12 protein-coding genes are annotated in these 13,873 nt (G+C 67.2%); 5 read left to right on the top strand and 7 right to left on the bottom strand.

Translation table 11 applies throughout. From position 1 onward, the window contains the following. Positions 1 to 103: 103 nt before the first annotated feature. Entirely contained in the window at positions 104 to 241 is a 138-nt protein-coding gene (locus P1J78_RS22430) for a hypothetical protein (RefSeq protein ID WP_275569617.1), read from the top strand. 40 nt (positions 242 to 281) lie between these two features. Here P1J78_RS22430 and P1J78_RS22425 read toward each other — a convergent pair whose 3' ends face one another. The 6 genes from P1J78_RS22425 to P1J78_RS22400 form a co-directional block, all read right to left on the bottom strand. Further along, positions 282 to 1,040, bottom strand: a complete 759-nt coding sequence (locus tag P1J78_RS22425; RefSeq protein ID WP_275569616.1) for a MauE/DoxX family redox-associated membrane protein — start codon at positions 1,038 to 1,040, stop codon at positions 282 to 284. Positions 1,041 to 1,144: 104 nt separating this feature from the next. Then, a complete protein-coding gene (locus tag P1J78_RS22420; protein ID WP_275569615.1) occupies positions 1,145 to 2,236 on the bottom strand; it encodes an ABC transporter ATP-binding protein in 1,092 nt (363 codons plus the stop codon). Between the two features lie 15 nt (positions 2,237 to 2,251). Continuing rightward, the gene (locus tag P1J78_RS22415; RefSeq protein ID WP_275569614.1) at positions 2,252 to 3,871 is read right to left on the bottom strand and encodes an alpha-glucosidase family protein; all 1,620 of its coding nucleotides are present in this window, start codon (positions 3,869 to 3,871) and stop codon (positions 2,252 to 2,254) included. Between the two features lie 48 nt (positions 3,872 to 3,919). Continuing rightward, positions 3,920 to 5,146: a carbohydrate ABC transporter permease gene (locus P1J78_RS22410; RefSeq protein ID WP_275569613.1), complete on the bottom strand. Its 1,227-nt coding sequence runs from the start codon at positions 5,144 to 5,146 to the stop codon at positions 3,920 to 3,922. Between the two features lie 15 nt (positions 5,147 to 5,161). Next, positions 5,162 to 6,151 (bottom strand): carbohydrate ABC transporter permease, encoded by a 990-nt coding sequence (locus tag P1J78_RS22405; RefSeq protein WP_275569612.1) that lies wholly within the window; start codon positions 6,149 to 6,151, stop codon positions 5,162 to 5,164. A 132-nt stretch (positions 6,152 to 6,283) separates the two neighbouring features. Next, complete coding sequence (locus P1J78_RS22400; protein WP_275569611.1) at positions 6,284 to 7,630, bottom strand: ABC transporter substrate-binding protein; 1,347 nt, start codon at positions 7,628 to 7,630, stop codon at positions 6,284 to 6,286. Between the two features lie 262 nt (positions 7,631 to 7,892). Here P1J78_RS22400 and P1J78_RS22395 point away from each other — a divergent pair, with 262 nt between their 5' ends. The 3 genes from P1J78_RS22395 to P1J78_RS22385 are packed head-to-tail and all read left to right on the top strand — an operon-like array spanning position 7,893 to position 11,236. Continuing rightward, complete coding sequence (locus P1J78_RS22395; protein ID WP_275569610.1) at positions 7,893 to 8,924, top strand: LacI family DNA-binding transcriptional regulator; 1,032 nt, start codon at positions 7,893 to 7,895, stop codon at positions 8,922 to 8,924. Between the two features lie 11 nt (positions 8,925 to 8,935). Continuing rightward, positions 8,936 to 10,261, top strand: coding sequence for a GH1 family beta-glucosidase (locus P1J78_RS22390; protein WP_275569609.1), 1,326 nt, complete (start codon positions 8,936 to 8,938; stop codon positions 10,259 to 10,261). Positions 10,262 to 10,267: 6 nt separating this feature from the next. Next, positions 10,268 to 11,236 carry a glucokinase gene (locus P1J78_RS22385; RefSeq protein WP_275569608.1) on the top strand — a complete coding sequence of 323 codons (969 nt, stop codon included), beginning with the start codon at positions 10,268 to 10,270 and terminating at the stop codon, positions 11,234 to 11,236. 173 nt (positions 11,237 to 11,409) lie between these two features. Here the strand turns inward: P1J78_RS22385 and P1J78_RS22380 are convergent, their stop codons facing one another. Continuing rightward, positions 11,410 to 12,147 (bottom strand): sulfite exporter TauE/SafE family protein, encoded by a 738-nt coding sequence (locus P1J78_RS22380; RefSeq protein ID WP_275569607.1) that lies wholly within the window; start codon positions 12,145 to 12,147, stop codon positions 11,410 to 11,412. Positions 12,148 to 12,523: 376 nt separating this feature from the next. Between P1J78_RS22380 and P1J78_RS22375 the strand changes: the two genes are divergently transcribed. After that, positions 12,524 to 13,756, top strand: a complete 1,233-nt coding sequence (locus tag P1J78_RS22375; protein WP_275569606.1) for an aminotransferase class I/II-fold pyridoxal phosphate-dependent enzyme — start codon at positions 12,524 to 12,526, stop codon at positions 13,754 to 13,756. Positions 13,757 to 13,873: the final 117 nt, after the last annotated feature.

Below are 13,873 nucleotides of genomic sequence, written 5' to 3'. Positions count from 1 at the left end.
GGTGCTGACATGAAACATCCTCCTGAACAGGATGAATCACAAACAGTCCCACAAGGGAATCCCCCGCGACTCAGGGTTGCCCCGAAATGCTCTAATGCGCGACATGAAGAGTCGCGACAAAGACGTGATGGGCGTTCACGCCCCGCCGCCGCGGCCCACGCTCTGGGCCGCGCTGATCCTCGCCAACGCGCTGACGATCCTGTTCCTGCTGGGGATCGGATTGTTCAACCTGGTGTTCTGACCCCGCCCGCGGCTTCGGGGGCGCGGGCGGGCGGGGCGGGCTACCACCCCATCCACAGGCGCAGCGGCATCCAGACCCCCATGACCAGCATCATCACGTTCTCGGTCAGCGACACGAAGCCCAGCGGCACGTTGCTGTCGCCGCCCACGCAGGCGCATTTCAGCTCGCGCTTGTCGACATAGACCGCCTTGAAGACCGAGACGGCCCCCACCGCCCCGATGAACACGGCCACCGGTGCCGCGATCCAGATCAGCGCGCCGGCCACCATCAGGATGCCGGCCAGCGCCTCGCCGTAGGGATAGAGATAGCCGTAGGGCACCCAGCGGCGGGCCAGCAGGTCGTAGTTCAAGAACATCGTCGAGAAGCTTTCCACGTCCTGCAGCTTCTGCACGGCGAGGAAGCACATCGCGATCGCGATGAACCACTCGGCGGCGCGGAGGGTCAGCACGGAGCCGAAGGCGAACCAGGACAGGCCCAGCGCCATCAGGAAGGCGACGCCGAAGATCGCGATCACCGGGCGATAGCTGGTGTCCTGGTCCGGGTCGTCCTTGCCGAAATGCACGCGCAATTCGTCGTAACCGCCGATCCGCTCGCCGCCGATCCAGGTCTGCGGCGTCGTCTCGACCCCGTGGCGCTCCATGAAGGCGTCGGTTTCCTCGCGCGTGGTCAGGGGGTGATCCTCGACCTCGTAGCCCTCGCGCCTGAGCAGATCCTTCGATTTCAGGCCGAAGGGGCACAGGTGGTCGGGCATGACCATGCGGTAAAGAATGGCCTTGTCGGATTGCGCGGCGTCGTACATCGGATCCTCCGTCGGTTATCGACCCAACGGCTGGGCAGCGCCCGGGGTTCCGGGCGCGACGCCGGATCGCCCGACGGGCGGTCTGTCGGAGGGCGCCCCGGACCTTACCGATAGAGCAGCGACTTGCCCTCGTGGAAGATATGCACGCGGGACGGCTCGGCGTTCAGCCGCACGCTCTTGCCGCGCAGCTCGGCATGGATGCCGGGCAGCTTGGCGATCACCGGGTCGCGGCCATGCTCGGGCTCGAAATAGAGCACCGTGACCTCGCCCAGCGCCTCCAGGATGTCGACCTTGCCGTCGTAGAGCCAGTCCTCGCCCTCGGTCTCCACCAGATCCTCGGGCCGGACGCCCACATTGACCTTCAGCCCCATATCGGCCTCGGTCGTGGGGACGTGGGAGACGGCGGTGCCCTCGCCGTCGAGCTTCACGGTGGTCTCAGCGCCGGTGCCGACGATCTCGCCCGGCAGCAGGTTCATGGCGGGCGAGCCGATGAACTGGGCCACGAACTCGTTCTCGGGCTTTTCGTAAAGCTCCAGCGGCGTGCCCACCTGGGAGATGCCCTTGTTGGCCAGCACCACGATGCGGGAGGCGAGCGTCATCGCCTCGATCTGGTCGTGGGTGACGTAGATCATCGTGGAATCCGGCATCGATTCCTTGAGCTGGGCGATCTCGATCCGGGTGGCGACGCGCAGGGCGGCGTCGAGGTTCGACAGCGGCTCGTCGAACAGATAGACCTTGGGGTCGCGCACGATGGCGCGGCCGATGGCGACGCGCTGGCGCTGGCCGCCCGACAGCGCCTTGGGCAGGCGGTCGAGGAAGGGTTCCAGCTGCAGGATCTTCGCGGCCTTCTGGACGCCGGCGTCGATCTCGTCCTTCGACTTCTTGGCGATCTTCAGCGAGAACGCCATGTTGTCGCGCACCGTCATATGCGGGTAGAGCGCGTAGGACTGGAACACCATGGCGATGCCGCGCTGGGCGGGGGGCACGTCGTTCACCAGCACCCCGTCGATCTCCAGCGTGCCGCCGGTAATCTTCTCCAGCCCCGCGATCATCCGCAGAAGCGTGGACTTGCCGCAGCCCGAGGGGCCGACGAAGACGACCAGTTCGCCGGGTTCGATGTCGAGGTTGATGTCCTTGAGCACCTCGACCGTGCCGCCATAGGTCTTCTCAACTTCTCTCAGCTTCAGTCCTGCCATGGGTCTTGGTCCTCCCTACGCCCCGCCTTCGACGCCGAAATACGCCTGATACGGCGGCAGCGTCACGGTGTTGTTCGTCGCCCGCAGGTCGAACGGCGCCTCCTGTGCGGCGGCCCAGTCGCCCGCGGGCAATGTCATCTCGATCTCGTCGCCGCTCAGGTTGAAGGCGCACAGGACGCGGCGGTCCGCATGGGCGCGGATAATCGCAAGCCGGTCCTCGGCGGCCTCCGCCACCTCCAGCGTGCCCTTGGCCAGGGCCGGATGGGCGGCGCGGAAGGCGATCATGCGGCGGTAGAAGGTCAGCGTGCTCTCCGGCGCGCGGTCCTGCACCGACACGGCGCGGTCCAGATGTTCCATCGCGACCGGCAGCCAGGGCTTGCCTTCCGAGAAGCCGCCGTTGCGGTTGTCGCGCACCCAGGGGATCGGCGTGCGGCAGCCGTCGCGGCCGCGGAACTTGGGCCAGAAGCGGATGCCGTAAGGATCCTGCAGTTCCTCGAAGGCGACATAGGCCTCGGTCAGGCCCAGCTCCTCGCCCTGGTAGAGGCAGACGGAGCCGCGCAGCGACAGCAGAAGCGCGCAGGCAAGCCGGATGCCGGCCTCGTCGAGATGCCAGCGCGAGGCGTGGCGCACGACGTCGTGGTTGGAAAACGCCCAGCAGGCCCAGCCGTCGCCGATCCCGGCCTCGTAGCGGCGCAGCACGTCGGCAACGTAGCTGCCGGTGGGGATGGTGTTCGAGAGGAACTCGAACGAGTAGCACATATGCACCTTGTCGCCGCCCGAGGTGTATTCGGCCTGAATCTCCATGCCGCGCTGGGCGTCGCCGACCTCGCCCACGGCGGTGGTCGCGCCGTAGGCGTTCAGAAGCGACCGGAACCGCTGCAGGAAGGCGATGTTCTCGGGCTGGTTCTTGGAATAGAGGTGGTCCTGCCAGTTATAGGGGTTCACCGCCGGCGCGATGGTGTCGTTGCGCGCGGCCGGGTCCAGCGCCGGGTTGTCGCGCAGCTGCCGGTCGTGGAAGTAGAAGTTGATCGTGTCGAGGCGGAAGCCGTCGACCCCGCGCTCCAGCCAGAAGCGGGTGACGTCCAGCAGCGCATCCTGCACCTCGGGGTTGTGCAGGTTCAGGTCCGGCTGCTCGCGCAGGAAGTTGTGCATGTAGTACTGCATGCGCTCGCCGTCCCATTCCCAGGCCGAGCCGCCGAAGATCGACAGCCAGTTGTTGGGCGGCGTCCCGTCGGGCTTGGCGTCGGCCCAGACATACCAGTCGGCCCTGTCCTCGCCGGTGCGGCTCTGCTTGAACCAGGGATGCTGGTCGGAGGTGTGCGACAGCACCAGGTCGATCAGCACCTTCAGCCCCAACTCGTGCGCGCGGGAGATCAGCGCGTCGAAATCGCCGAGCGTGCCGAACATCGGGTCGACGTCCTTGTAGTCGCTGACGTCATAGCCGAAGTCGAGCATCGGCGACTTGAAGAACGGCGAGATCCAGATCGCGTCCACCCCCAGCGAGGCGACATGCGGCAGCCGGTGGATGATGCCCGAGAGATCCCCCACCCCGTCGCCGTTGGAGTCCTGATAGCTGCGCGGGTAGATCTGGTAGATGACCGCGCCGCGCCACCAGTCCGCGTCGTGCGAGGACATATCTGGCTGCGGCGGCGATGCGGGAAGGATCGTCATGACGTCTCCGCGTTACTTGACCGAGCCGGCCAGCAGGCCGCGCACCAGGAAGCGCTGCATCGAGAAGAACACCACCAGCGGCACCGCGATCATCACGAAGGCGGCCGCGGCCAGGATGTGCCACTCGCCCCCGCGCGAGCCCAGGAGGTTGGTGACCACGAAGCGGGTCATCACCGTGCTTTCGGTGTCGGCGGGCAGGAACACGCTGGCCACCAGCAGGTCGTTCCAGGTCCACAGGAACTGGAAGATGGCGAAGCTCGCCAGCGCCGGGAAGCTGAGCGGCAGGACGATGCGGACGAAGATCTCGAAATCCGTCGCCCCGTCCACCTTGGCGTTCTCGATGATGTCGCGCGGCAGGCCGACCATGTAGTTGCGCAGGAGATACACGGCGAGCGGCAGCCCGAACCCGGTATGCGCGAGCCAGATGCCGAGGAAGCTCTTGCCGATGCCGAGCCAGCCGTGGATGATCGTCAGCGGCACGAACGCGAGCTGCAGCGGCACCACCAAAAGCCCGACGACGATGGCGATGAGCAGCCCGCGGCCGGGAAAATCCATCCAGGCCAGCGCATAGGCCGCGAAGGCGGCGATCAGGATCGGGATGATGGTGGCCGGGATCGCCACGGTCATCGTGTTGATGAACGGCCCGAACAGCGCCTCGTCCGAGAACAGCATGTCGGTCAGGGTCTGCCCCCGCTCGCGCGCCTCGGCCCGCTCTTCGGCGCTCATGTCGGTGAGCACCTCGGCATAGTTGGCCAGGGTCATCTGCGGCGGCGCGATCAGCGCCACGGGCAGGTTCAGCGGCCCCTCCATCCGCTCCGGCGCGGTCGCGGTCAGGGTGCCGTCCTCGGTCAGCGTGACCGTCACGCCGTCGCGGGTCTCGGCGCTGCCGCCGGCGGCGACATTGGCGCCGCGCAGGCGCGACACGCCGAAGCTCTCCACCGTCTGCTTTTCCAGGATGTCCGGCGGCAGGTCGCCCGCGGGCTCGCCCTCGAAAATATTGGCCTCCAGAACCCACCGGTCGCCCTCCTGCACCTGGCCCTCGACGGGGACCGACAGGATCATGGTCTGCGGCGCGCCCTGCAGCGCCCGCCACCAGCCGGTCTGCGAGATGGCGTCCTGATCGCGCAGCGAGGTGATCAGCAGCCCCACCGTCGGCACGATCCAGATCACGACGAGCAGCAGCGTCGCGAGGTGGGTGGCGATGCTCAGGCCCGATTTCTGTCCGGCGATATTGTCCATGGCGCTCCCCTCCCCTCAGCGCGTTTCGGCGCGGGCCTGGCGGATGTTCCAGACCATGACCGGCAGCACGAGTATCATGATGACGACAGAGATCGCCGTGGCGAAGCCGTAGTTGCCGCTGTCGAAATACTGCATCATCTGCGTCGGCAGGATTTCGAGGTTGCGGTACTGGTTCCCCATCGCGGCGACGATGTCGTAGACCTTCAGCACCAGGATTGTGATCGTCGTCCAGACCACGACGATGGTGCCGATGATCTGCGGCACCTTGATTCGGAAGAAGATCTGGAACGGGTTGGCGCCGTCGATGATCGCCGCCTCGATGGTCTCCTCGGGCACGCCGCGCAGCGCCGCCGACAGGATCACCATGGCAAAGCCGGTCTGGATCCAGATCAGCACCACCATCAGCAGGAAGCTGTCGACGATCTGGCCGTCGATCAGCGTCACGCCCTCTTCGGCGCCGAACAGGCCGCGGATCGCGTTGATCACGCCGATCTCGATATCGGGGTGGTAGACGAAGCTCCAGATCAGCGAAGCGCCGACGAAGCTGATCGCCATCGGCATGAAGATCAGCGACTTGGCGAAGTTGCCCCAGCTGAGCTTGTCGGTCAGCTGCGCCGCGACCAGGCCGAAGAAGGTCGAGGCGGCGGGCACCACCAGCACCCACAACAGGTTGTTCAGAAGCGAGACGCGGAAGGTCTCGTTCTGGAAGATCTCGGAATAGTTGCGGTACCAGCTGCCCTCCGCGGCCACGCCGGACGTGAAGGACAGCCAGGCCGAGTAGAACACCGGCACCACGAGGTAGAGGCCCAGCGCGAAGATCGCGGGAAACAGGAACAGCCAGGGGCGGACCATGTTGGCGCGGTTGATGTTGCGCCCGATATCCTTGCCCGTGGGCGGGAACAGCACCTTGTCGAGAAACAGGTTGGACAGCCAGAAATAGGCGAACATCCCCCCGACGCCGATGATGATCGTGGCGATCCCGGACACGATGACTGAGTCGAACATGGGTCTCCTCCCCTGTTGCGCGACCCGTGGGGCGCACTGGCCGGCTGCGGCGCCGCCGCCGGGCGGCGCGCGCGAGATGCGTTGGGGCGGGCGCGGCGCGGGCCGTGGCGGGCCCGCGCCGGCCCGGTGCCGTTACTTGATCGCGTCCCAGGCGTCCTGGATGCTCTGCGCCTCGGCCTGCGCGTCGCCGGAGCGCATGTATTCGACCATGCCGGTCCAGAACGCGCTGGTGCCGATCTCGGAGGGCATCAGGTCGGAGGCGTCGAAGCGGAACGAGGTCGCCTCGCGCAGGATCTCGCCCATGCCCTTCAGCGTGTCGTTGGCGTAAAGCTCGGTGTCCACGCCCAGATGCGGCGTGAGGAAGCCGGACTGCGCCATCCACACCTCGTGGGCGATCGGGGTCTTGAGGAACTCGATCAGCACCTCGGCCGTCTCGCTGTCATCGGTGATGCCCCAGACGGTGCCCGCGCCGAGGACCGGGTTGCCGAGATCCTCGCTCTCATAGGGCGGGAAGTAGAAGAAGTCGTACTCCGCCCCCTCGGGGAAGAAGGTCGGGATGAACGAGGCCTGGCGATGCATCAGGCAATCCGGCGGGAACTCGAACAGGCCGTCGGGGCTGTTGCGGAAGTCGGTGGCGACGACCTCGGCCGGCGTCATGCCGGTGAAGTCCTCGTTGCGGGCGAAGGAGCCGAAGGTCTCGATCGCGTTCACCACCCGCTCATCGGTGAAGGGAATCTCGTTCGACACCCACTGGTCGTAGACCTCCAGCGGCTGCGTGCGCAGCATGATGTCCTCGATCCAGTCGGTCGCCGGCCAGCCGGTGGCGCCTTCCGACCCGATGCCGATGCACCAGGGGGTGAAACCGTCCTCGACCGCCTGCTCGGAGAGCGCGATCAGCTCTTCCATCGTCTCGGGGATCTCGTAGCCCAGCTCGTCGAAGACCGGCGGCGAGTACCAGACGAGCGACTTCAGATCGACCTTGTAGAACAGCCCGTTCACGGCGTCCTCGCCGGCCTGCTCGTTGTAGCTGGTGGCGAGATCCACCCAGCTTTCGCCGGCGGCATAGTTCTCGCGGTACCACTCGGCCGTGTCCTCGCCCAGCGGCGTGATGTGGCCCGAGGCGGCGAGGTCGGCCAGCAGGCCCGGCTGCGGGAAGACCGCGATGTTCGGCAGGCCGCCGGTCTGCGCGGCGCGGCGGATCTCGCTTTCGAAGCTGTCGGAGCCCGAATAGTCGACCGTGGCGCCGGTGGCCTCCTCGAAATAGGCGAACATGTTGACCACGAGATCGCGGTCGGGGCCGATCCACGGGCCGGAGACCGACACGCTCTGCCCGCTCAGGTCGTAGGCGTCGGCGAAGTCGTTGAAGCTGTCCCAGTTGAACCCGCCGTCGCCGGGGGTGAACGGCAGATGCGCGGCCGCGTTGGCCATGCCTGCCGTCAGCGCAACCGCCGCGGCGCCGGTGTAGAGAAGATGTTTCATTGAAGTACCTCCCGGTGAGGCGCGTCTGCGCGCCGTCCAAAGAACCATGTGGGCGCTTCGAATTCGTCAAAGCGCTTTGGATAGTCGCAGGCTCCGCGATACGGCGAGAGCTGTCAACCGATTCTCTGCAACTCCCGAAAAAACAACAAGAACTCGCTGCAGCTGCATTGACGCGCCGCAGAAACCGAAAGCTTTGACGCATTGCGTGCGCGGGTCTAGGTTTGACAGAATCTTCAAAGCGCTTTGACGCACGGGCCGCCTGATGAACCTCAAGCAACTGTCTGAAAAGCTGGGACTTTCGCAGACAACGGTCAGCCGGGCGCTGAACGGCTACCCGGAGGTGGCGGAAGCGACCCGGGCGAAGGTGCTGAAGGCGGCCGAGACCCACAATTACCGTCCCAACGCCCGGGCCAAGAGCCTTGCCACCGGCCGCGCCATGGCGGTGGGCCATGTGCTGCCCGTGTCCAACAAGGGCGAGATCGTGAACCCCGTCTTCTCCGACTTCGTCGCCGGGGCGTCGGAGACCTACCTGCAGCACGGTTACGACATGATGCTGTCGCTGGTGCCCGACGACGCCGAGGAGGACGCCTACCGCGCGCTGGCGGCCAAGGGCACGGTGGACGGCATCATCGTCCACGGCCCCCGGACCGACGATGCCCGCGTCGGGCTGCTGCGCGAGATCGGCCTGCCCTTCGTCGTCCACGGCCGCATCTCGCGGCGCGGCGACGATTACGACTGGGTCGACGTCAACAACCTGCGCGCCTTCCAGCGGGCGACCGAGTTCCTTTTGGATTTCGGCCATCGCCGCATCGCGCTGATCAACGGGATGACGGTGATGGACTTCGCCGAGCGCCGGCTGGCGGGCTATTGCACGGCGCTGCAGGACCGCGGCGTTGCGGTGGACGACGGCCTGATCCGCTCCGACCAGATGACCGAGGGCTACGGCTATGCCAGCGCGCAGGAGATGCTGGCGCAGCACGACGCGCCGACCGCCTTTCTCTGCTCGTCGATGATCGCCGCGCTGGGGGTCCGGCGCGCGGTCGAGGAACGGGGCCTACGGATGGCGCGCGACATCTCGATCATCACCCATGACGACGATCTCAGCTATCTGTCGAACGGCGGCGAGGTGCCGATCTTCACCGCGACCCGCTCCTCGGTGCGCCAGGCGGGGCGGCTCTGTGCCGAGCGGGTCATAGATCTGGTGCAGAACCCTGGCCAGGCGCCGCAGCAGCACCTACTTGAAGCCGAACTCATGGTGGGGCAGTCAACGGGTCCCGCCCCGCAACGCATGTGAACGAGGATTTCATGAGATATAGCCGCGCCGACTTCCCCAGGGATTTCACCTTCGGGGCCGCCACCTCCTCTTACCAGATCGAGGGCCACGGCCAGGGCGGCGCCGGCCGCACGCATTGGGACGATTTCGCCGCCACGCCGGGCAACGTGGTGCGGGCCGAGAACGGCGCGCGCGCCTGCGATCACTTCAACCGCTACGAGGAAGACCTTGATCTTGCGGCCAGATTGGGGCTGGATGCCTACCGCTTCTCGACCTCCTGGGCGCGGGTTCTGCCCGAGGGCACCGGCAAGCCCAACGACGAGGGGCTGGATTTCTACGACCGTCTCGTCGACGCGATGCTGGAGCGCAAGCTGAAGCCCTATGCCACGCTCTATCACTGGGAGCTGCCCTCGCCGCTGGCCGACAAGGGCGGCTGGCGCAACCGCGACATCGCCGAGTGGTTCGGCGAGTTCACCCATGTGCTGATGAGCCGGATCGGCGACCGCGTGCATGCGGCCGCGCCGATCAACGAGCCGTGGTGCGTGGCCTGGCTGTCGCATTTCATGGGGCTGCACGCGCCGGGCCTCCGCGACATCCGCGCCGCCGCGCGGGCGATGCACCACGTGCTGCTGGCCCATGGCCGGGCGATCGAGGTGATGCGCGGGCTGGGGATGCAGAACCTGGGCGCCGTCACCAACCACGAATACGCCATGCCCGCCGACAGCACCGACGAGTCGGCCGCGGCGGCCAAGCTCTACGACGGCATATACAACCGCTGGTTCCTCTCGGCGATCTACGGCGGCACCTACCCGCCCGACGTGCTGGAGCATCTGGAGCCGCATATGCCCAAGGGCTGGCAGGACGACATGAAGGCGATCTCGGCCCCCGTCGACTGGGCCGGCATGAATTACTACACGCGCAAGCTCGTGGCGCCGGGCGAAACGGGATTGTTCTGCGATTTCAAGGAGATGACGGGCAATCTTCCGCAAACCACCATGGGCTGGGAGATCTACCCCGAGGGGCTGTACCAGCTGCTGATCCGCGTGAGCCAGGCCTATGCCCGCAACATCCCGATCTTCGTCACCGAAAACGGCATGTCGGCCGCCGACAAGATCAGGAAGGGCGCGGTCAACGACGCGCACCGCATCGACTATCTCGACAAGCACATGGAGGTGGTCAGGCGCTCCATCGACGAGGGCGTCAACCTGAAGGGCTATTTCATCTGGTCGCTGATGGACAATTACGAATGGGCGCTGGGCTACGAAAAGCGCTTCGGGCTGGTGCATGTCGACTTCAACAGCTTGGCACGCACCCCGAAAGCGTCCTATCACGCGCTGCAGAAGGCCCTTGCCCGCTAGGTTCCCATGACCCGAGACGCCGACCGCTTCGCCCTCGTCGCCGATATCGGCGGCACCAACACGCGCGTGGCGCTGGCCGAGGGGCTGCGGGTGCTGCCCGACACGGTGCGCCGCTACCGCAATGCCGATTACGCCGGGCTGGAGACGGTCCTGCGCGAGTTCCTGGCGGCCGAGGACGATGTCGACTGCTGGGGCGCCTGCGTGGCCATCGCCGGGCCGGTGCGCGACGGGGTCGGCACGATGACCAACCTCGACTGGCGCATCGACGGGGCGACGGTGGCACGGGCGGCGCAGGCCGAGGTGGTGTCGGTGCTGAACGACCTGCAGGCGCAGGGCTTCGCGCTGGAACATCTGGGCACGGACGCGCTGCGGCCGGTGATCGCGGGGCCGGAGGCCGGGGCCGACGCGACGCGGCTGGTGGTGGGCGCCGGCACCGGGTTCAACGCGGCCACGGTCTATCACACGCGCAAGGGCCGGCTGGTGCCGCCGGCCGAGGCGGGGCACGCCAACATGCCGGTGCGCAGCGCGGCGGATTTGCGGCTGGCGCATTTCGTCGAGACGGCGCACGGCTTTCCCGGCATCGAGGACGTGCTCGCGGGCCGCGGGGTCGAACGGATCTATGCCTGGCTCGGCCACGAGGCGGGCGATCTGCGCGAGAAGCGGGCGGCCGATATCCTGGCCGCGCTACAGGACGGCAGCGACCCGCGCGCCGAGGAAACGGCGCGGGTCTACGTCCGTCTGTTCGGCTCGGTCGTGGGCAACCTGGCGCTGAACACCCTGCCCTTCGGCGGCATCTACCTGATCGGCGGCGTCGCCACGGCCTTCGCGCCCTACCTGGAGCGCTACGGCTTCGCCGACGCCTTCCGCGACAAGGGCCGCTTCGCCGGCTTCATGGGCAATTTCGGCGTCTCGGTCGTGGCCGACGACTACGCCGCCCTGACCGGCTGCGCCAGCCACCTGGAAGAGTGGCGCTGACCCACTCGTGAAGCGCCGACTCCCAATTTCTTCTGACCGAAAATATCCCAGGGGGGTCGTCCATCGAGGCGCCATCGGTTCAAGCCCGATGGACGACGGGGGACAGCGTCCCCCCCAGCGGATCGGATCGCGCCAGCGATCCGAAACCACGAAACTCAAGACCCGCCCCCACCTTACTGAAACGCCTTCCAGATCATCCGCACCGCGATCACCGCCAGCAGCGCCAGGATCACCCGGTCGAACAGCTTCGGCGGCAGCTTGCTGGCCAGGAAATTCCCCACCGGCATGAACCCCATCAGCGGCGCGATGGCGGCGATGCCGTAGAGGGTGCGCTGCCAGTCGAGCAGGCCGTAGACCCACAGAACCGGGATCTGCACGACCGAGATCACCAGGAAGAACACCGAGATCGTGCCGATGAAGGTCTCGCGCTTCAGCCCCATGGCATTCAGGAAGGTGATCGAGATCGGCGCCGAGATGCCCGTCGCGCCCTGCAGCACTCCCGCCGCCACGCCCACGGGCCAGACAATGATCTCGGCGACGCGGTAGGACAGGACCGCGTGCGGCCGGACGATCCGAAAGCCGATGAAGCCGAAGACCGCCGCGGCGACCGCGAGCAGCAGGAAGCGCGGCGGCACCGTCGCCAGCACCCATGTCCCGACCGCCACGCCGACGGCGCCGGTGATCGCGTAGCCCCAGGTGAAGCGCGGCGGCAGCGCCTTGTCGCGGTACTGCCAGCCCTGCAGGACGTTGCTGAACACGTTGGGGATCACCATCACCGCAACGGCGAGCTGCACGTCGAACAGCAGCACCAGCACCGGCACCGCGACCACCGGCGCCCCGGCGCCCACGGCGCCCTTGATCAGCCCGCCCAGGGCCAGCGCCAGCAGGATCAGGCCCAGTTCGCCGATCATCCGCCCGCGGTCCGGATCGCCGCCATGTCCATCCGTTCTCCCTGTCTCCGGGCGGGCGCCACGCCGCCGCCTCCCGATCATCCCTATGCACGGCGCGCCCGCACTGCAACGCTGCATGCCGGCCCCACCCATCGGCAGGTTTCCGCCGACGTCGGGGCGGCGACGAGGCCCGCGCCACGGCCGACCCCGCACGAACCCGCGCCCGCGCGCGCAGGGGTCACCAACTGTTACAGGCCGTTACATCTCGGGAAGCATAGGGGATTTTCGCTTGCCACACCGGGCAGGACTATTGTGAGTATCGCCAAATTCGCTAGGTTGGGCCGGACAGGCAGACCACGGGCGGGCAAAACAGTTTGTGCCCCAAGGAGGTATTGGGATGGTTTCAGAGGCCGGGCCGGAACGTCCAAGCTTTGCGGCGGTGGCAGAGCGACGGTTTCGTCTGGCCGGCAAGTCGATCATCGAAAAGGGCCATCCCTATTTCGTTCCGGTCGACCGTCTGGAGCAGATGTATTCCTCGAAACCCGACGGGTACGTGAGCCTTGCGCATTACGACTATCTGGGCCTGTCGCGGCACCCCGAAGTGATCGGCGCCGCCTCGGAGGCGGTGCAGGACCTGGGCGCCGGCGCCGGCGCCTCGCGGCTCGTGGGCGGCGAACGCACCGCGCATCGCGCGCTGGAGCGGAACCTGGCGGAGTTCCTGGGCGTGGGCGACGTGCTGACGCTGATCTCGGGCTATCTGACCAACCTGTCGCTGATAAACCACCTTCTGGGCCCGCGCGATCTGGTGCTGATCGACAGCCTGGCGCACAATTCCATCGTGGTGGGCGCCAAGTCCGGCCGGTTCGAGTGCCGGACCTTCGAGCATAACGACCTGGACGACCTGGAACGCCAGCTCGACGAGACCCGGCACGAGTTCCGCCACGTTCTGGTGGTCGTCGAGGGGCTTTACTCGATGGACGGCGACATCCCCGACCTGCCCCGGCTGGTGGAGATGAAGACCCGCCACGACGCCTGGCTGCTGGTGGACGAGGCGCATTCCTACGGCGTGCTCGGCGAGTACGGCCGCGGCATCACCGAGCATTTCGGCATCGACCCGGCCGAGATCGAGCTCTCCGTCGGCACCCTGTCGAAGAGCTTCGTATCCTCGGGCGGATTCATCTGCGCCTCGGCCGAGGTGATCGCCTGGCTGCGCTTCACCCTGCCGGGCTTCGTCTATTCGGTGGGGCTGTCGCCGGCGACCGTGGCCAGCGCCAACGCCGCCGTGAACCTTCTCCGGCGCGAGCCGGAGCGCGTCGCGCGGCTGAAGGAGAAATCGCGCCTGTTCCGCGACAGCGCCCGCGCCGCCGGGCTGAACCCGGGCTGCGCCATCGGCGAGGCGGTGGTGCCGCTATTCTTCGACAGCCCCGAGCAGACCATGCTGGTCAGCCAGGTGCTGATGGATCACGGCATCTACGCGCCGCCCATCGTGCAGGTGGGCGTGCCCAAGGATCGGCCGCGCATCCGCTTCTTCTTCTCGGCGGCGCATCGCGATGCCGACATCCTGCGCGCCGTGGATGTGACCGCGGCCGCCGTGCATGGCGAGCTTCCGGCGCAGATCGCCAGTTCCTGACCGCCGCAGGATCGGCCCGCACGACATCCGCCCGCGCGACTCCGGCCCGCACGACACCTGCGCTCCCGGCCCGGCGAGGCGCCTCGCCCCACGCGCGCTATGACCGGAACAGGCCGT

Origin of the sequence: Psychromarinibacter sediminicola, assembly GCF_029168335.1 — a bacterium.
In the GTDB taxonomy this organism is placed as follows: Bacteria; Pseudomonadota; Alphaproteobacteria; order Rhodobacterales; family Rhodobacteraceae; genus Psychromarinibacter; species Psychromarinibacter sediminicola.
This window is presented reverse-complemented; position numbering and strand designations above follow the sequence as displayed.